This window comes from Streptomyces sp. SAI-170 (genome assembly GCF_049739565.1).
Lineage (GTDB): Bacteria > Actinomycetota > Actinomycetes > Streptomycetales > Streptomycetaceae > Streptomyces.
The window spans coordinates 5,412,795-5,431,603 of record NZ_JBMGQD010000001.1 but is presented as its reverse complement, the minus strand read 5'-3'; the positions used below and the strand labels follow the sequence as shown (position 1 = coordinate 5,431,603).

Below are 18,809 nucleotides of genomic sequence, written 5' to 3'. Positions count from 1 at the left end.
GGACCCTCCGACCTTCCCCGGGCGTACGGGCCCCGCCGGGTGTACCGCAGCCGTGGTACGGACGAAGGCCCGGGCCCCTGAGGGGCGCCGGTGAGTTCACCTGGGCAAACCCGGGCGGTCACGGGGCTGTCAGTGGGCTCCGCTACAGTCGCCGTTCACAACTGACACACAGTTATGGGGTGGGGATACATGAAGCTGCGGCACACGGCTGCCTGGATAGGCGTGACGGCCGTCGCGCTCGTGACGACCTCCGCGTGCGGTGGCAGCGCGCAGAAGGCCGCTGTCGACAACGCCGACACGATCATGGCGGCGCTGGCGCGGGCGACCGACCGGACGGAGAAGATCGGGTCGGCGCAGATGAACATGACCGCCGACATGGGCAACGGCACACCGGTCAGCATGAACGGCACGTACTCCTGGGGCGACGGGTACGCCTTCGACGTCGAGATGGACACCGCCGCCGCCCAGATGCAGGCGCTCCAGGACGCGCCGACCACGCGCATGCTGTTCGTGGACGGCGCCTACTACTACGACATCGACCCGCAGTCCTCCGGCCCGATCGCGGGCAAGGAGTGGATGAAGATCGACGCGTCGGCGGTGCTCGGCGAGAAGGGCGCCCAGGCGCTCAGCACGAGCCCCGGCGCGAGCAGCCCGGCCGCCTCCATGCGGGGCCTGAAGTTCGCCAAGGACGTCGAGGACCTCGGCAAGGAGACGATCAACGGCAAGAGCACGGTGCACTACCGCGCCGAGCTGGGCGAGAAGGAACTGGGCAAGTTCGCCGACGCCTACACCGAGGACAACCCGTTCACCAGCCTGGCGGGCAACCCGTCCACCATCGTGATGGACATCTGGGTGGGTGCGGACGACCTGCCGGTCCGCATGAAGCAGGACATCGGCAACGTCAGCATGACCATGGACTTCCTGAAGTTCGGCGCCACCGCCGGGGTCGAGGCTCCGCCCGCCGCCGAGACGGGAGACCTCACGGAGCAGATCGAGCAGATGCAGACGCAGCAGGGCTGAGCCCGGGCACCCCGCGCGCCCGGGCTCACAGGAAACGGGCTCAGTGGTTGCGCGGGAAGCCCAGGTCCACGCCCGCCGGGGCCTCGGAGGGGTCCGGCCAGCGGGTGGTGACGACCTTGCCGCGGGTGTAGAAGTGCGTGCCGTCGTTGCCGTAGATGTGGTGGTCGCCGAAGAGGGAGTCCTTCCAGCCGCCGAAGGAGTGGTAGCCGACGGGCACCGGGATCGGGACGTTCACGCCGACCATGCCGGCCTCGATCTCCAGCTGGAAGCGGCGGGCGGCACCGCCGTCACGGGTGAAGATCGCGGTGCCGTTGCCGAACGGGGAGGCGTTGATCAGCGCCACGCCCTCGTCGTAGGTGTCCACGCGCAGCACGCACAGCACCGGGCCGAAGATCTCGTCCTGGTAGGCCTTGGCGCTGGTGGGCACCTTGTCGAGCAGCGAGATGCCGATCCAGTGGCCGTCCTCGAAGCCGTCGACGCTGTAGCCGGTGCCGTCGAGGACGACCTCGCAGCCCTCGGCGGCGGCGCCGGACACGTACGACGCCACCTTGTCGCGGTGGGCGGCGGTGATCAGCGGGCCCATCTCGGAGGCCGGGTCGTTGCCGGGGCCGATCTTGATCTTCTCGGCGCGCTCGCGGATCTTCTCCACCAGCATGTCGCCGATCGAGCCGACGGCGACGACGGCCGAGATGGCCATGCACCGCTCGCCCGCCGAGCCGTACGCCGCCGACACCGCGGCGTCCGCGGCCGCGTCCAGGTCGGCGTCCGGCAGGACCAGCATGTGGTTCTTGGCGCCGCCGAGCGCCTGTACGCGCTTGCCGTTGGCGGAGGCGGTGGTGTGGATGTAGCGGGCGATCGGGGTCGAGCCGACGAAGGACACGGCCTTGACGTCCGGGTGCTCCAGGAGGCGGTCGACGGCCACCTTGTCGCCGTGGACGACGTTGAAGACGCCGTCGGGCAGACCGGCCTCCGACAGCAGCTCGGCGATCTTCAGCGAGGCCGACGGGTCCTTCTCGGACGGCTTCAGCACGAAGGTGTTGCCGCACGCGATGGCGAGCGGGAACATCCACATCGGCACCATCGCCGGGAAGTTGAACGGCGTGATGCCCGCGACGACACCCAGCGGCTGCCGGATCGCGGCCACGTCGACACGGCTGGCGACCTGCGTCGACAGCTCGCCCTTCAGCTGCACGTTGATGCCGCACGCCAGGTCGACGATCTCCAGGCCGCGCGCCACCTCACCCAGGGCGTCGGAGTGCACCTTGCCGTGCTCGGCGGTGATCAGCTCGGCGATCTCGTCGCGGTGGGCGTCCAGCAGCGCGCGGAAGCGGAACAGGATGGTGGTGCGCTGGGCCAGCGAGGACTGGCCCCAGGTCAGGAAGGCCTCCTTCGCGGACTGCACCGCCGCGTCGACCTCCTCGACGGAGGCGAAGGCGACCTTGGTGGTGACGGCGCCGGTGGCCGGGTCGGTGACCGGGCCGAAATTCCCCGACGCGCCTTCGACGGTCTTGCCGCCGATCCAGTGGTTGACGATCTTCGTCATTCCCAGTAACTCCTTCACAGATGGCGGCGTCGGGTCGCAACGTGCCGGTCGTACTCCTCGCGGGCCTTCACCGCCGACGGGCGGGTCGCGGTCTCGGCCACAGGAACATCCCACCAGGCCTGCGCGGGCGGCGCGCCCGACACTGTGTCTGCCGTTTCGGTCTCCACGTAGACACATGTGGCAGTGTCGGCCGCCCGCGCCTGAGCCAGCGCGGACCGCAGGTCGGCCACCGTCTTCGCGCGCAGCACCCGCATGCCGAGGCTGGCGGCGTTGGCGGCCAGGTCCACCGGGAGCGGGGCCGCGCTGTAGCTGCCGTCGTCGGCGCGGAAGCGGTAGGCGGTGCCGAAGCGCTCGCCGCCCACCGACTCCGAAAGGCCGCCGATGGAGGCGTAGCCGTGGTTCTGCACCAGCAGGATCTTGATCGCGATGCCCTCCTGCACGGCCGTGACGATCTCGGTCGGCATCATCAGATACGTGCCGTCCCCGACCAGCGCCCACACCGGGCGCTCCGGCGCGGCCAGCTTCACCCCGATGGCCGCCGGGATCTCGTATCCCATGCACGAGTAGCCGTACTCCAGGTGGTACTGGTCGGCCGACCGGGCCCGCCACAGCTTGTGCAGGTCGCCAGGGAGGGACCCGGCCGCGTTGATGACGATGTCCGTCCCGTCGACCACCGCGTCCAGCGCGCCGAGCACCTGGGTCTGGCTGGGGCGTACGCCGGGGTCGTCGGCGGCGTACGCGGTGTCCACGCGCTGCTCCCAGCGCGTCTTGTCCCGCGTGTACGAGGCGATGTACGAGTCGTCGACCCGGTGTCCGTGCATCGCCAGGGCCTCGGTCAGCTCCGACAGCGCGCTGCGTGCGTCCGCCACGAGCGGGATGCCGGACAGTTTGTGCCCGTCGAAGGGGGCGATGTTGAGGTTGAGGAAGCGGACGCCGTCGCCGGCGAAGAGCGTGCCGGAGGCGGTGGTGAAGTCCGTGTACCGCGTGCCCACCCCGATCACCAGGTCGGCTTCGCGGGCCAGCGCGTCGGCGGTGGCGGTGCCGGTGTGGCCGATGCCTCCGACGTCCTGAGGGTGGTCGTAGGGCAGGGAGCCCTTGCCGGCCTGGGTGGAGGCGACCGGGATGCCGGTGGTCTGCGCGAACTCGGCGAGGGCGTCCTCGGCGCGGCTGTGGTGGACGCCGCCGCCCGCGATCAGCAGGGGCCGGCGGGCTCGCCGTACCGCCCGGACGGCCTCCGCCAGCTCGGCCGGGTCGGCCCCTGGACGTCGTACGGCCCAGGTGCGCTCGGCGAAGAACTCCTCCGGCCAGTCGTACGCCTCCGCCTGGACGTCCTGCGGCAGGGCCAGGGTGACCGCGCCGGTGTCGACGGGGTCGGTGAGCACGCGCATGGCCTGGAGGGCGGCGGGGATCAGGGCCTCGGGGCGGTGGACGCGGTCGAAGTACTTCGACACCGGGCGCAGACAGTCGTTGACCGACACATCGCCCGCGTACGGCACCTCCAGCTGCTGCAGGACCGGGTCGGCGGGCCGGGTCGCGAAGATGTCACCGGGCAGGAGCAGCACGGGCAGGTGGTTGATCGTGGCGAGGGCGGCGCCCGTGACCAGGTTGGTCGCGCCGGGGCCGATGGAGGTGGTCACCGCGTGCGTGGACAGGCGGTTCGACTGGCGGGCGTAGCCGACGGCCGCGTGCACCATGGCCTGTTCGTTGCGGCCCTGGTGGTACGGCATGACGTCGGCGTACTCCACCAGCGCCTGGCCGATCCCGGCGACGTTGCCGTGGCCGAAGATGCCCCAGGTGGCGCCGATCAGCCGACGCCGCTCGCCGTCGCGCTCGGTGTGCTGGGCGGCGAGGAAGCGGACGAGTGCCTGAGCGACGGTGAGCCTGATGGTCATCGGTACCCCTCTGTGTGGGCCGGGTGGAAGCAGATCCGCCACTCGCGCGTCTCGCCGGGGCCCGCCATGACGTTCAGGTAGTACATGGCGTGGCCGGGCTGGGCGATCGACGGGCCGTGCCAGCCGTCGGGGACGAGGACGGCGTCGCCGGAGCGGACCTCGGCGAGGACGTCCGCGCCGCCCTCGCGGGAGGGGGACACGCGCTGGTAGCCGTAGCCGTGCTCGCCCTCGATCTCGAAGTAGTAGATCTCCTCCAGCTCCGCCTCCTCGCCCGGCCGGTGCTCGTCGTGCTTGTGCGGCGGGTACGACGACCAGTTGCCGCCCGGTGTGATCACCTCGACGGCGATCAGCCGGTCGCAGTCGAAGGCGTCGGCGGACGCGAAGTTGCGGACCTGGCGGGCGCAGCCGCCGCTGCCGCGCTGTTCGACGGGGACCTCCGGCGCGGGGCCGTAGCGGGCGGGGAGTCGGCGCTCGCACTTCGCTCCTGCCAGGGCGAAGCGGCCTCCCGCACCGGAGGCGATCTGGACCCGGGTGTCACGGGGCACGTACGCGAAGTCGGTGACCGACGCGAAGACGCTGTCCCGGCCCAGGAGTTGGAAGTCGGCGTCCGCCGTGTGCACGCTACAGCCGCCGTGCAGCGGAAGCACGATCCACTCGCTGTCCCCGGTGGAGAACGTGTGGTCGCCGCCCGCCTCCAGCTCGACGACCCGCAGACTGCTGTAGGTCCAGCCGGCCCGTTCGGGGTCGATGTCGACGGCGTACGGGCCGCTCGCGGTGGCACCCCGGGGAATGTGCAGCTCCTTGCTCATGCGGCCCTCACAGCAGTCCGACGGCGGTGTCCACGGCGGCGGCCACGTCGCCGTCCGCCGGGTACAGCAGCGAGCGGCCCACCACCAGGCCGCGCACGGTGGGCAGGTGCAGCGCGCCCCGCCACTTCTCGTACGCCCGGTCCTGATCGTCGCCGACGTCCCCGCCGAGCAGCACGGCCGGCAGGGTCGTGGTCTCCATGACGCGGGCCATGTCGTCGGGCTCGTCGGTGACGGGCACCTTCAGCCAGGTGTAGGCCGAACTGCCGCCCAGGCCCGAGGCGATGGCGAGGGACCGGGTGACGGCGTCGGCGGACAGATCGTTGCGCAGCCGTCCGTCCGGGTCGCGTCCGCAGAGGAACGGCTCGACGAACACGGGGAGTCGGCGCGCGGCCATGTCGTCGATCGCGCGGGCGGTGGACTCCAGGGTGGCCAGCGAACCCGGGTCGTCGTAGTCGATGCGCAGCAGCAGCTTCCCGGCGTCGAAGCCGAGGCGCTGGATGTCCTCGGGGCGGTGGCCGGTGAAGCGGTCGTCGAGCTCGAAGCGGGCGCCCTGCAGTCCGCCGCGGTTCATCGAGCCCATGACGACCTTGTGGTCGAGCGCTCCGAGCAGCAGCAGGTCGTCGAGGATGTCGGCGGTGGCCAGCACCCCGTCGACGCCGGGCCGGGACAGCGCCAGGACCAGCCGTGCCAGCAGATCGGCCCGGTTGGCCATCGCGAGGCGGTGCTCCCCCACCCCGAGCGCGCCCCGCGCGGGGTGGTCGGCCGCCACGATCATCAGCCGGCCACTGTCCCCGATCAGCGGCCTGCGCAGCCGCCGCGCGGCCGCCTCGGCGACGGCCTCGGGGTGCCGGGTGCGCAGCCGTACGAGCTCGGCGACGTCGACGTCGGGGAGCGCGAGCGCCCGGTGGGTGTGCGACCCGCCCACCCGGCCGCCCCTCACAGCACCGCTCCCGCGCTCAGGGCCGCCTCGATCTCGGCCGGGGTCGGCATCGCCGAGGAGCACTCCAGGCGGGAGGCGACGATCGCGCCGGCGGCGTTGGCGTGACGCACGGTCGTCTCCAGGTCCCAGCCCTCGATGAGGCCGTGGCACAGGGAGCCGCCGAAGGCGTCCCCGGCGCCGAGGCCGTTGAGGACGGTCACGGGCAGGGGCGGCACCTCGGCGGATTCGCCGTCGGCGCCGACCGCGAGGACGCCCTTGGGGCCCTGCTTGACGACCGCGAGCCGGACGCCCGCGGCCAGCAACGCCCGTGCGGCGGCGTGGGGTTCGCGCTCGCCGGTGGCGACCTCCACCTCGTCGAGGTTGCCGACGGCGACCGTGGCGTGCCGCAGGGCCTCGGCGTAGAAGGGGCGGGCGGTGTCGGGGTCCTGCCAGAACATGGGCCGCCAGTCGAGGTCGAAGACCGTCGTGCCGGCCTTCGCGCGATGGGCGAGCGCCGCGAGGGTCGCCGTACGGCTGGGCTCCTCGCTCAGGCCGGTGCCGGTGATCCAGAAGACGCGGGCCTCGCGTACGGCGTCCAGGTCGAGGTCGTGGGCGTCGATCTCCAGGTCGGGGGCCTTGGGCTGCCGGTAGAAGTACAGCGGGAAGTCGTCGGGCGGGAAGATCTCGCAGAAGGTGAGGGGTGTCTTCAGCGCGGGCACCGGCGTCACCCACCGGTCGTCGACGCCGAACTCCCGCAGCGCCCGGTGGAGATAGGCCCCGAAGGGGTCGTCCCCGGTCCGGCTGATCAGCGCCGTACGGCGGCCGAGGCGGGCCGCGGCGACGGCGACGTTGGCCGCGGAGCCGCCGAGGAACTTGCCGAAGGCCGTCACCTCGGCCAACGGGACCCCCGCCTGGAGCGGGTAGAGGTCCACGCCCAGCCGCCCCATGGTGATCAGGTCGTACGCCATCGCGTTCCCTTCGTGCCGTCGGATCGGCTGACTCCGGTGTCTGTTCCGGTTTCTAGCCCTGTCCCCGCGGCCCTGTCAATATTTTGTCCGGACATTCGGACCAGTGCTTGACACCCTTTCCGGGGCCCCGCACGCTGGCGCCCATGACGTCGCTGTCGCCTCAGTCCTCACTGTCCCGCATCCGCATCGGTTCGGCGCCCGACTCCTGGGGCGTGTGGTTCCCCGACGACCCCCGCCAGGTGCCCTGGCAGCGCTTCCTCGACGAGGTCGCCGCGTCCGGCTACGAGTGGATCGAGCTGGGCCCGTACGGGTATCTGCCGACCGACCCGGCCGTGCTCGCCGAGGAGACGGCGAAACGCGGCCTGAAGGTGTCGGCGGGCACGGTCTTCACCGGCCTGCACCACGGCCCGGACGTCTGGGACCGGACCTGGGCGCATGTCGCCGACAACGCCGCCCTGGCCCAGGCGATGGGCGCCCGGCACCTCGTCGTCATCCCCTCCTTCTGGCGGGACGACAAGACCGGCGAGGTGCTGGAGCCGAGCACGCTCACCCCCGGGCAGTGGCGCGACCTCACCTCCCTGACCGAGCGCCTCGGCCGCGAGGTGCGCGAGCGCTACGGGCTCGGAATCGTCGTCCACCCGCACGCCGACACCCACATCGACACCGAGGAGAACGTGACCCGCTTCCTCGACGGCACCGACTCCTCGCTCGTGTCCCTGTGCCTGGACACCGGCCACTACGCCTACTGCGGCGGCGACAGCGTGAAGCTGATCGAGACCTACGGCGAGCGCATCGGCTATCTGCACCTCAAGCAGGTGGACCCGGAGATCCTCGCGGACGTACGGGCGAACGGGACGCCCTTCGGGCCGGCCGTGGCGCAGGGCGTCATGTGCGAGCCGCCGGCCGGGGTGCCCGCGCTGGGACCCGTACTGGAGGCGGCGCGGAAGCTGGACGTGGACCTGTTCGCGATCGTCGAGCAGGACATGTACCCCTGCGAGCCGGACCGGCCGCTGCCGATCGCCCGCAGGACACGGGCCTATCTGCGGTCCTGCGGGGCCTGACGGACCTACACCTGTGCGGCCCGTGTACGCCATGTATCACTTCTGTCACCGACACCACCCCCTTGTCACAGATGTCCCGTGCACGCGGCCCCTCCGTCACACCCTGCCCACGGCCGCTTCCTCTCCGTCACGCCGCGTCGTTCACCGGGCACAGGCCTGGTGATCGCCAGCACTGCGCCCGGCTCCCCCGACGGCCACCCCCGGCCGCGCCGCGGCGCGACGCAGGGAGGTGCGACTCATGACCGACCGACGGCTGTGGTCCTACAAGGAGATCGCTGCGCACATCAAGGTGCAGCCCGACACCGTGCGCTCCTACCGCAAGCACGGGCTGCTGCCACCACCCGACCACGTGGAGGGCGGCAAGCCCTACTGGTACGCCGACACCGTCCGCGCATGGGTCGCCTCCCGGCCCGGGAACCGGGGGCGCCGGGCCGACTGACCCCCGGGAAATCCAGCTGTGCCCCACCTGCCGGGTGGGGCACAGTGCCGTCCATGGACTTCTCGACCAAGCCGGTGCTGACCGGCGAACGGGCCGTGCTCAGGCCCTTCACCGCCGCCGACGCGGACACGATGTGGGAGATCATCGGCGACCCCGAGGTGCTCCGCTTCACCTACGAGCCCGGCAGCGACCTCGACCTGGACAAGGTGCGCTCCTGGTACGCCACACGCTCCGAGCAGACCGACCGGCTCGACCTGGCCGTCACCGACCGGGAGACCGGCGAGGTCGTCGGCGAGGTGGTGCTCTACGAGTGGGACCCGCACGCGCGCAGCTGCACCTTCCGCACCCTGCTGGGCCCGCGCGGCCGGGGGCGCGGGCTCGGCACCGAGGCGATGCGGCTGATCGTCGGCCACGGCTTCGAGCAACTGGGCCTGCACCGCATCGAGCTGACGGCCTACGGCCACAACCACCGGGCCCTGCACGTCTACGAGAAGGTCGGCTTCACCGTCGAGGGCATCCGCCGGGAGGCGGCCCTGCGGGACGGCGAGTGGGCCGACGAGGTCATCATGGCCGTGCTGGACCGGGAGTGGGCCGCCCTCAGCGCCACGGCTCGATGACCGTCACCCCCGCCCCGGGCGCCGTACCCAGCTCCGCGAGCGCCTTCGGTACGGCGTCCAGGGCGATGCTCGACGTGACCAGCAGGTCGGGCCGCAGCACGCCCGCGCGGACGGCCTCCAGCATCGCCGGGTAGGTGTGCGCGGCCATGCCGTGGCTGCCGAGGAGCTCCAGCTCCAGGGCGATGGCGCGGGCCAGCGGCACGGGGGTGGTGCCGTCGGCGGAGGGCAGCAGGCCGACCTGGACATGGCGGCCGCGGCGGCGCAGGCCGTTGACGGAGGCGGCGCAGGTGGCGGGCGAGCCCAGGGCGTCCAGCGACAGATGGGCGCCGCCGCCGGTGAGGTCCAGGACGGCGGCCGCCGTGTCCGGGACCCGGGAGGCGTCCAGGACGTGGGCCGCCCCGAAGGCCCGCGCCAGCTCCAGCGCCCGCGGCGAGACGTCGACGGCGACGACCCGCGCGCCGGAGGCCGCCGCGATCATCACCGCGGACAGCCCGACCCCGCCGCACCCGTGCACGGCCACCCACTCCCCCGCGGCGACCCGCCCCTGCTGCACGACCGCGCGGAACGCGGTGGCGAACCGGCAGCCGAGCGAGGCGGCGGTGGCGTACGACAGGTCGTCGGGTATCGCGACCAGGTTGACGTCGGCGTGGTCCAGGGCGACGTACTGCGCGAAGGAGCCCCAGTGGGTGAAGCCCGGCTGCGTCTGGCGCTCGCACACCTGGTGGTCGCCGGCCGCGCAGGACGCACAGGTGCCGCAGCCGCACACGAAGGGCACGGTGACCCGGTCGCCGGGCCGCCAGCTGGTCACCCGGTCGCCGACGGCCTCGACGGTCCCGGCGAGTTCATGACCGGGCACGTGCGGCAGCGTGATGTCCGGGTCGTGGCCCATCCAGCCGTGCCAGTCGCTGCGGCACAGCCCCGTCGCCTCCACCCGCACCACGACGCCGTGCCCGGCCGGACGCGGGTCCGGCACCTCCCGCACCTCGGCCGTCTCGCCGTACCGCTCGAACACCACTGCGCGCATGTGCGACCCCTCTCTCCGCCCGAACGTTAACGCGGCACGCGCGTGTCACCGCTTGGTGAAGTACCCCCCAGGGGTATACAGTGAGGAGTGCGGGACCCACCGTGGACCCCACCAGCCACCCGCGCCTCGACGAGGAGTAACGACATGACCGCCCAGACCGACACCGTCACCGCCGTCTACAAGGTCAGCGGCATGAGCTGCGGCCACTGCGAGGGCGCGATCTCCGCCGAGATCTCCCAGCTGCCCGGCGTCACCTCGGTGAAGGCCGTCGCCGCCAGTGGCGAGGTCACGGTCGTCTCCACCGCCCCGCTGGACGAGGAGGCCGTCCGCGCCGCCGTCGACGAGGCCGGCTACGAGCTGACCGGCCGCGCCTGAGCCCCACCCGCCTCCCCACGGGCCGTACCGGCCGCCGATACTGGCCTGGTACGGCCCGGTCCGTTTTCTGGAGTACGACGATGACCAGCACCCCCGAGGCACCCACGGCCCCCGCTGCCGAGGTCGAGCTGCTCATCGGAGGGATGACCTGCGCCTCCTGCGCGGCCCGCATCGAGAAGAAGCTCAACCGCATTCAGGGCGTGACCGCGACGGTCAACTACGCCACCGAGAAGGCCCGGGTCAGCTACCCGGCCGGTGTCGAGGTCGCCGACCTGATCGCGACGGTGGAGCGGACGGGTTACACGGCCGAGGAGCCGACGCCTGTCGAGGCTCTTCAGGAAGAGGCCCCGCAGGACGATCCCGAGCTGGTGTCCCTGCGAGGGCGCCTGCTCGTCTCCGCCCTGCTCGCCGCACCCGTCGTGCTGCTCGCCATGGTCCCGGCCCTCCAGTTCGACAACTGGCAGTGGCTCTCCCTCACCCTCGCCGCGCCCGTCGTCGTCTGGGGCGGCCTGCCCTTCCACCGGGCCGCCTTCACCAACGTCCGGCACGGCGCGTCCACCATGGACACCCTCGTCTCCCTGGGCACGCTGGCCGCCTTCGGCTGGTCCCTGTGGGCGCTGTTCCTCGGCGACGCGGGCATGCCCGGCATGCGGCACGGCTTCGACCTCACCGTCTCCCGGACCGACGCCTCCTCCACGCTCTATCTGGAGGTCGCCGCCGGAGTCACGGCCTTCCTGCTGCTCGGGCGCTATCTGGAGGCCCGCGCCAAGCGCCACGCCGGGGCCGCCCTGCGGGCGCTGATGGAGCTGGGCGCCAAGGACGTGGCCGTGCTGCGGGACGGGCGCGAGGTGCGGGTGCCCGTCGACGCGCTGGGCGTCGGCGACCTGTTCGTCGTGCGCCCCGGCGAGAAGATCGCCACCGACGGCGTGGTCGCCGAGGGCGCCTCGGCCGTGGACGCCTCGCTGCTCACCGGCGAGTCCGTGCCGGTCGACGTGGCGCCCGGGGACCCGGTGACCGGCGCGACCGTCAACGCCGGCGGCCGTCTCGTCGTACGCGCCACCCGGGTCGGCGCCGACACCCGGCTCGCGCGGATGGCGAAGCTCGTGGAGGAGGCGCAGAGCGGCAAGGCCGAGGTGCAGCGGCTCGCCGACCGGGTCGCGGCGGTGTTCGTGCCGGTCGTCATCGCGCTGGCGCTGGGCACGCTCGGCTTCTGGCTGGGCTCGGGGGCCGGGCCGACCCCGGCCTTCACGGCCGCCGTGGCCGTACTGATCATCGCCTGCCCCTGCGCGCTGGGCCTCGCCACGCCGACCGCGCTGCTCGTCGGCACCGGCCGGGGCGCGCAGCTCGGCATCCTCATCAAGGGCCCCGAGGTCCTGGAGTCGACGCGGCGGGTCGACACCGTCGTACTCGACAAGACCGGGACGGTGACGACCGGCCGGATGACGCTGCACGAGGTGTACGCGGCCGAGGGCACCGACGAGAAGCAGTTGCTGCGGCTGGCGGGCGCCCTGGAGCACGCCTCCGAGCATCCGGTCGCCCGGGCGGTCGTCGCGGGCGCGGAGGAGCGCGTCGGGCCGCTGCCGGAGGTCGAGCACTTCGAGAACGTCCCCGGGCGGGGCGTACGCGGGCGCGTGGACGGCCATGAGGTGGCGGTGGGGCGCCTCTTCGGGCCGCTGGGTGAGGAGTTGTCGCGGGCGCGCGCCGAGGCCGAGAGCGGCGGGCGTACGGCCGTGGTGGTGGGCTGGGACGGGGAGGCGCGCGGAGTTCTCGCCGTCGCCGACGCCGTGAAGGACACCAGCGCCGAGGCGGTGCGCGAGCTGCGCGCGCTGGGGCTCACTCCGGTGCTGCTCACCGGGGACAACCGGGCGGTCGCCGAGGCCGTGGCCCACGAGGTGGGCATCGAGCGGGTGGTCGCCGAGGTGCTGCCCGAGGACAAGGTGGACGCCGTACGGCGGCTGCAGGCCGAGGGGCGTGTGGTCGCCATGGTCGGCGACGGCGTCAACGACGCGGCCGCGCTGGCCGCCGCGGACCTGGGGCTCGCGATGGGCACGGGGACCGACGCGGCGATCGAGGCCGGCGATCTGACGCTGGTCCGCGGGGATCTGCGCGTGGCCGCGGACGCGATCCGGCTGTCGCGCAGGACGCTGGCCACGATCAAGGGCAACCTGGTGTGGGCGTTCGGCTACAACGTGGCCGCGCTGCCGCTGGCCGCGGCCGGGCTGCTCAACCCGATGATCGCGGGCGCCGCGATGGCCTTCTCCTCCGTCTTCGTCGTCACCAACAGCCTGCGGCTGCGGACGTTCCGTACGGCGGACGCGGCTCATGGACGTACCGGACGGTAAGGACGGGGGCCCTCTGGAGTCCCGGGCGGGCCTCACATAAGCTCTTCACAAGTCTCGCGCATCTTCCTTACGCTGGGGCATCGTTCGCCGAACATGTCTCTTGCTCATCTAAGGGGACATTTGCAAGAGACGCAGATCACAGTGATGTGAACGTAACCATCGAAGGGGTTCGAAGGTCTAAGTTGGCGATGTCGGAAGGCGTCTTGGGGGGCGCTGACCGACGTCTGAGGTTGTCTTGGGGGACTGCCTCAGAGTTTGCGTTGCCGGGGCACGCACGCGGGAAGCTTTGAGCGGCCCTCCCAGCGTGCGTTGTCCCGGCAGACCGCAGCCCCTTTTTGGAGCGGCGCGGGCAGTTTTCCTGCCCCTGCCGCTCGACAGCGATTCAGGCGCTGTGTCCTCACAAGCGCCCGGCCGGATCCCGTGGGGGGAATCCGCACCGGGACATGGGAAGGCGCCCTGGTCGTCGGCCCGTGGGGGGACCGACGCACCGGGGCGCCTTCTTCTTTGCCGCCTACGACTTTGTCCGCCTACGACGAGGCCCCGCACCCATCGGAACGGGGCGGGGCCTGATCAGGTGCGAGTCCTCCGAAGTGAGGGTCAGCGCTCCTCGACCGGGACGAAGTCGCGCTCGACGACACCCGTGCTGTGCTGACCCGGGGGACAACCCCCGGACCCCCGGCAGCGCCTTGGAGCCACCACGCGTCGATGCCGTAGGACTCGACCCGAGGGCGGACACACACCCTCAGCGGCGGGGCGCCAGGAAAGCGACGCCCCTCACCGGAGGTGTCAGCGCTCCTCGACCGGGACGAAGTCGCGCTCGACGACACCCGTGCTGTGCTGACCCGGGGGACAACCCCCGGACCCCCGGCAGCGCCTTGGAGCCACCACGCGTCGATGCCGTAGGACTCGACCCGAGGGCGGACACACACCCTCAGCGGCGGGGCGCCAGGAAAGCGACGCCCCTCACCGGAGGTGTCAGCGCTCCTCGACCGGGACGAAGTCGCGCTCGACGACACCCGTGTAGATCTGGCGCGGGCGGCCGATGCGGGAGCCCGGCTCCTTGATCATCTCGTGCCACTGGGCGATCCAGCCCGGGAGGCGGCCGAGGGCGAACAGGACCGTGAACATCTCGGTCGGGAAGCCCATGGCCCGGTAGATGAGGCCGGTGTAGAAGTCGACGTTCGGGTAGAGGTTGCGCGAGACGAAGTAGTCGTCGGCGAGCGCGTGCTCCTCCAGCTTCAGGGCGATGTCCAGCAGCTCGTCGGACTTGCCGAGGGCGGAGAGGACGTCGTGCGCGGCGGCCTTGATGATCTTCGCGCGCGGGTCGAAGTTCTTGTAGACCCGGTGGCCGAAGCCCATCAGACGGACGCCGTCCTCCTTGTTCTTCACCTTGCGGATGAAGGAGTCGACGTCGCCGCCGGAGGCCTGGATGCCCTCCAGCATCTCCAGGACGGACTGGTTGGCGCCGCCGTGCAGCGGGCCCCAGAGCGCGGAGATACCGGCGGAGATCGACGCGAACATGTTCGCCTGCGACGAGCCGACCAGACGGACCGTCGACGTCGAACAGTTCTGCTCGTGGTCCGCGTGCAGGATCAGCAGCTTGTCGAGCGCGGCGACGACGACCGGGTCGAGCTCGAACTCCTGCGCCGGCACCGAGAAGGTCATCCGCAGGAAGTTCTCGACGTAGCCGAGGTCGTTGCGCGGGTAGACGAACGGGTGGCCCACCGACTTCTTGTAGGCGTAGGCCGCGATCGTCGGAAGCTTGGCGAGAAGGCGGATCGTGGAGAGGTTCCGCTGCTTCTCGTCGAACGGGTTGTGGCTGTCCTGGTAGAAGGTGGACAGCGCCGAGACCACCGAGGACAGCATCGCCATCGGGTGGGCGTCACGCGGGAAGCCGCGGTAGAAGTTCTTGACGTCCTCGTGCAGCAGGGTGTGCTGCGTGATCTCGCTCTTGAACGCGGTGAGCTGGTCGACGGTCGGCAGCTCGCCGTTGATCAGCAGGTACGCCACCTCCAGGAAGGTGGAGCGCTCGGCGAGCTGCTCGATCGGGTAGCCGCGGTAGCGAAGAATCCCCGCCTCGCCGTCGAGATAGGTGATGGCGGATTTATAAGCGGCGGTGTTGCCGTACCCGCTGTCCAGGGTCACGAGACCGGTCTGGGCGCGCAGCTTCCCGATGTCGAAGCCCTTGTCCCCGACGGTGCTGTCGATCACCGGGTAGGTGTACTCGCTGCCGTCGTACCGCAGTACTACAGAGTTGTCGCTCACGTCTTCCCTCACCGACGTAGTGCCTCATCTTCGAGGTGCCCTGACTGTCTCTACCATCCCCCATTTGGCTCAGGAGAGTGCACTCGGGGTCGACCATTGGGCTTATCGGCGGCACTCAGTGCCGCCAACTTGCCCATCCTGCCCCCTCCACCGGGCCACGGGAAGTGCTCTGTGACCTTTGCGACTCGTTTGATCGATCATTTTTCGTCGCAAGGAGTATGAAGCGCGCTCAACCGCCGGTTCGGCCGCCTGTGAGGCGGAAGTCCAGCGCTGTGCAGCGCCGGCCCGCCGACACCGTGCGCACCGCCTGGCCGATGGCTCTGCGCGAACCGACGAGGACGACCAGCCGTTTCGCCCGGGTGACCGCCGTGTACAGCAGGTTCCGCTGGAGCATCATCCACGCACCGGTCGTGACGGGGATCACGACCGCTGGATATTCACTTCCCTGCGAGCGGTGAATGGTCACCGCGTAGGCGTGCGCCAGTTCGTCCAGCTCGTCGAATTCGTACGGCACCTCCTCGTCCTCGTCCGTCAGCACCGTGAGCCGCTGGTCGACCGGGTCGAGCGAGGTGACCACGCCCACGGTGCCGTTGAAGACACCGTTCCTCCCCTTGTCGTAATTGTTGCGGACCTGGGTGACCTTGTCCCCCACGCGGAAGACCCGCCCGCCGAACCGCTTCTCGGGCACGTCCGGCCGCCCCGGCGTGATGGCCTGCTGCAACAGGCCGTTGAGCGTGCCCGCGCCCGCCGGTCCCCGGTGCATCGGCGCCAGCACCTGCACGTCCCGGCGCGGGTCGAGCCCGAACCGGGCCGGAATCCGCCGGGCCGCGACATCGACGGTGAGCCGGCCGGCCTCCTCGGTGTCGTCCTCCACGAAGAGGAAGAAGTCCTTCATGCCGTCGGTGAGCGGATGCTGCCCGGCGTTGATCCGGTGCGCGTTGGTGACCACGCCGGACTGCTGCGCCTGCCGGAACACCCGCGTGAGCCGCACGGCGGGCACCGGGCTGCCGTCTACGAGGAGGTCCCGCAGCACCTCCCCCGCCCCGACGCTGGGCAACTGGTCCACGTCCCCGACGAAGAGCAGGTGCGCCCCGGGCGGCACGGCCTTCACGAGCTTGTTGGCGAGCAGCAGGTCCAGCATGGACGCCTCGTCGACGACGACCAGGTCGGCGTCGAGGGGCCGGTCCTTGTCGTACGCCGCGTCCCCGCCGGGCTTGAGTTCCAGGAGCCGGTGCACGGTGGAGGCCTCGGCCCCGGTCAGCTCGGCCAGCCGCTTGGCGGCACGCCCGGTGGGAGCGGCCAGCAGCACCTTCGCCTGCTTGGCGCGGGCCAGCTCCACGATCGACCGGACGGTGAAGGACTTGCCACAGCCCGGCCCACCGGTGAGGACGGCGACCTTCTCGGTCAACGCCAGCTTGACGGCGGCCTCCTGCTCGGGAGCCAGCTCGGCCCCGGTGCGGGCCTTCAGCCAGCCGAGGGCCTTGCCCCAGTCGACCTCGCGGAAACCGGGCATCCGGTCCTGCTCGGTGCGCAGGAGCTGGAGGAGCCGGCCGGACAGGGACAGTTCGGCGCGGTGGAAGGGGACGAGGTAGATCGCGGTGACGGGCTCGTCGGACGATGAATCAGGCCCGGGCACTTTCTCTCGTACGACGCCCGGTTCGCCGCTCTCCTCGTCCGGCTCGGCCAGCTCGGCGAGGCACTCGATGACGAGGCCCGTGTCGACCTGGAGCAGCTTCACGGCGTCCGCGATGAGCCGTTCCTCGGGAAGGAAGCAGTGCCCTTGGTCGGTGGACTGCGACAGCGCGTACTGCAAGCCCGCCTTGACCCGCTCGGGGCTGTCGTGCGGGATGCCGACGGACTGGGCGATCTTGTCGGCGGTGAGGAAGCCGATGCCCCAGACGTCGGCGGCGAGGCGGTAGGGCTGGTTCTTCACGACGGAGATGGAGGCGTCCCCGTACTTCTTGTAGATGCGGACGGCGATGGAGGTGGAGACGCCGACGGTCTGGAGGAAGACCATCACCTCTTTGATCGCCTTCTGCTCCTCCCAGGCGTCCGCGATCTTCTTCGTCCGCTTGGGTCCGAGCCCGGGGACCTCGATGAGCCGCTTGGGCTCCTCCTCGATGATCCGCAGCGTGTCCAGCCCGAAGTGCTGCGTGATCCGGTCCGCGAAGACCGGCCCGATGCCCTTCACCAGCCCCGACCCCAGATACCGCCGGATGCCCTGCACCGTGGCCGGCAGCAGGGTGGTGTAGTTCTCGACGGTGAACTGCTTGCCGTACTGAGGGTGCGATCCCCAGCGCCCCTCCATCCGGAGAGACTCCCCCACCTGGGCACCGAGCAGCGCCCCGACGACCGTCAGCAGATCACCGGCGCCTCTGCCGGTGTCCACCCGCGCGACCGTGTAGCCGTTGTCCTCGTTGGCGTACGTGATCCTCTCCAGCACGCCTTCGAGCACGGCCATACGCCGCTCGCCGGTGGGGTTCGCCGTTCCGTGGGGCATGGGTCGACGGTAGCGGTGGGGTGTGACAGTCCGGGGGCGGGTGTCGATTTCGATCGCCTCGGCGCAAGCCTTGAACAAAGGGGCCGTCCCGCGTTTGACGCGGGCGTGGCATGGGGCTGGACTGGATGAACAGGCACAGCCGCCGGAGGCCATTCCAAGGAGCGCGGCGATGACTACTACGGACACCTTCGAACTTCTGCAGCCGTACAGAGTCGCCGAGGAGACGTTCGTCATCCCGTGGGCCCTGGAGGCTCCGCCGGTCGGCCACTTCCCGATGAACTCGATGGTGATCCGGGGAGCCGAACCGGTGCTCGTGGACACGGGGGCGCCGGCGGTTCGATCCCAGTGGCTGGAGGCCGCCTGGTCCGTGGTGGACCCGCTGGACGTGCGGTGGATCTTCCTCACCCACGACGACCGTGACCACGCGGGCAACCTGCTGGCCGTCCTCGCCGAATGCCCGAACGCGACCCTGCTGACGACCTGGTTCTCGATCGGGCGGATGGCGGAGGAGTGGGAGACACCGGTCAACCGGTGCCGTTTCATGATCGACGGCGACACGGTGGACATCGGTGACCGCACCCTGGTGGCCAAACGGCCGCCGCTGTACGACAACCCGACGACCCGCTCCCTCTTCGACTCGAAGACGAGGGTCCTGTGGGCGGTGGACACCTTCGCGACGAACGTGCCCGCTCCCCTGCCCGACGTCGCCGGCCTGTCCGACGAGGAGTTCCGCGACGGGCAGTACTTCGGCGGGCGGCTGGTCTCTCCCTGGGTGGCGTTGCTGGACGACCAGAAGTTCCGGGCGGTGGTGGACGACTTCCAGCGGCTGGGCGCCGAGGTCGTCGCCGGCTGCCACACACCTGTGCTGCACGGATCACGCGTCGCGGCGGCCTTCGATCTTCTGCGCAAACTGCCCGGGGTTCCGGCCTGGACGGAGTTCACCCAGGCCGACCTCGACCGGTGGATGGAGATGGCCGAGACCTCGGTCCCGCCCGAACAGCCACGGCCGTCGGCCACGTGACGGACCTCGTGGCC

15 protein-coding genes are annotated in these 18,809 nt (G+C 71.2%); 7 read left to right on the top strand and 8 right to left on the bottom strand.

Translation table 11 applies throughout. The features are described 5' to 3' along the window. Window positions 1–189 precede the first annotated feature (189 nt). The gene (locus tag RKD23_RS24325) at window positions 190–1,020 is read left to right on the top strand and encodes a hypothetical protein (protein ID WP_424855590.1); all 831 of its coding nucleotides are present in this window, start codon (window positions 190–192) and stop codon (window positions 1,018–1,020) included. A 40-nt stretch (window positions 1,021–1,060) separates the two neighbouring features. Here RKD23_RS24325 and mmsA read toward each other — a convergent pair whose 3' ends face one another. Genes mmsA through iolC form a run of 5 tightly spaced genes read right to left on the bottom strand, consistent with a single transcriptional unit; the run spans window position 1,061 to window position 7,151 of the window. After that, complete coding sequence (gene mmsA, locus RKD23_RS24320; RefSeq protein WP_424855589.1) at window positions 1,061–2,563, bottom strand: CoA-acylating methylmalonate-semialdehyde dehydrogenase; 1,503 nt, start codon at window positions 2,561–2,563, stop codon at window positions 1,061–1,063. A 14-nt stretch (window positions 2,564–2,577) separates the two neighbouring features. Then, window positions 2,578–4,455: a 3D-(3,5/4)-trihydroxycyclohexane-1,2-dione acylhydrolase (decyclizing) gene (gene iolD / locus RKD23_RS24315; protein ID WP_424855588.1), complete on the bottom strand. Its 1,878-nt coding sequence runs from the start codon at window positions 4,453–4,455 to the stop codon at window positions 2,578–2,580. After that, window positions 4,452–5,264 (bottom strand): 5-deoxy-glucuronate isomerase, encoded by an 813-nt coding sequence (iolB, locus tag RKD23_RS24310; RefSeq protein ID WP_424855587.1) that lies wholly within the window; start codon window positions 5,262–5,264, stop codon window positions 4,452–4,454. The genes iolD and iolB overlap by 4 nt, the downstream gene beginning before the upstream one ends. Before the next feature lie 7 nt (window positions 5,265–5,271). Next, entirely contained in the window at window positions 5,272–6,189 is a 918-nt protein-coding gene (locus RKD23_RS24305; protein ID WP_424855586.1) for a Cgl0159 family (beta/alpha)8-fold protein, read from the bottom strand. An 11-nt stretch (window positions 6,190–6,200) separates the two neighbouring features. Beyond that, the gene (gene iolC / locus RKD23_RS24300; protein WP_424855585.1) at window positions 6,201–7,151 is read right to left on the bottom strand and encodes a 5-dehydro-2-deoxygluconokinase; all 951 of its coding nucleotides are present in this window, start codon (window positions 7,149–7,151) and stop codon (window positions 6,201–6,203) included. A 143-nt stretch (window positions 7,152–7,294) separates the two neighbouring features. Between iolC and RKD23_RS24295 the strand changes: the two genes are divergently transcribed. From RKD23_RS24295 to RKD23_RS24285, 3 genes are all read left to right on the top strand, one after another. Then, on the top strand, window positions 7,295–8,212 hold the full coding sequence (locus tag RKD23_RS24295) for a sugar phosphate isomerase/epimerase family protein (RefSeq protein ID WP_424855584.1): 918 nt from the start codon (window positions 7,295–7,297) through the stop codon (window positions 8,210–8,212). 238 nt (window positions 8,213–8,450) lie between these two features. Next, window positions 8,451–8,651 (top strand): helix-turn-helix transcriptional regulator, encoded by a 201-nt coding sequence (locus RKD23_RS24290; RefSeq protein ID WP_221752785.1) that lies wholly within the window; start codon window positions 8,451–8,453, stop codon window positions 8,649–8,651. A 53-nt stretch (window positions 8,652–8,704) separates the two neighbouring features. Then, window positions 8,705–9,268, top strand: a complete 564-nt coding sequence (locus tag RKD23_RS24285; protein WP_424855583.1) for a GNAT family N-acetyltransferase — start codon at window positions 8,705–8,707, stop codon at window positions 9,266–9,268. On the opposite strand, the gene RKD23_RS24280 is transcribed toward RKD23_RS24285, so the two are convergent. Continuing rightward, the gene (locus tag RKD23_RS24280; protein WP_424855582.1) at window positions 9,249–10,292 is read right to left on the bottom strand and encodes a zinc-dependent alcohol dehydrogenase family protein; all 1,044 of its coding nucleotides are present in this window, start codon (window positions 10,290–10,292) and stop codon (window positions 9,249–9,251) included. The two genes, RKD23_RS24285 and RKD23_RS24280, sit on opposite strands and share 20 nt — an antisense overlap. A 144-nt stretch (window positions 10,293–10,436) precedes the next feature. Between RKD23_RS24280 and RKD23_RS24275 the strand changes: the two genes are divergently transcribed. Both RKD23_RS24275 and RKD23_RS24270 read left to right on the top strand, forming a co-directional pair. Continuing rightward, window positions 10,437–10,667, top strand: coding sequence for a heavy-metal-associated domain-containing protein (locus tag RKD23_RS24275; RefSeq protein WP_424855581.1), 231 nt, complete (start codon window positions 10,437–10,439; stop codon window positions 10,665–10,667). 80 nt (window positions 10,668–10,747) lie between these two features. After that, window positions 10,748–13,009, top strand: a complete 2,262-nt coding sequence (locus RKD23_RS24270; protein ID WP_424855580.1) for a heavy metal translocating P-type ATPase — start codon at window positions 10,748–10,750, stop codon at window positions 13,007–13,009. A 975-nt stretch (window positions 13,010–13,984) separates the two neighbouring features. Here the strand turns inward: RKD23_RS24270 and RKD23_RS24265 are convergent. Both RKD23_RS24265 and RKD23_RS24260 read right to left on the bottom strand, forming a co-directional pair. Further along, a complete protein-coding gene (locus RKD23_RS24265) occupies window positions 13,985–15,274 on the bottom strand; it encodes a citrate synthase (protein ID WP_404035940.1) in 1,290 nt (429 codons plus the stop codon). Window positions 15,275–15,503: 229 nt separating this feature from the next. Beyond that, window positions 15,504–17,774: an ATP-dependent RecD-like DNA helicase gene (locus RKD23_RS24260; RefSeq protein WP_424855579.1), complete on the bottom strand. Its 2,271-nt coding sequence runs from the start codon at window positions 17,772–17,774 to the stop codon at window positions 15,504–15,506. 169 nt (window positions 17,775–17,943) lie between these two features. Here RKD23_RS24260 and RKD23_RS24255 point away from each other — a divergent pair, with 169 nt between their 5' ends. Beyond that, entirely contained in the window at window positions 17,944–18,795 is an 852-nt protein-coding gene (locus RKD23_RS24255; protein ID WP_424855578.1) for an MBL fold metallo-hydrolase, read from the top strand. Window positions 18,796–18,809 lie beyond the last annotated feature (14 nt).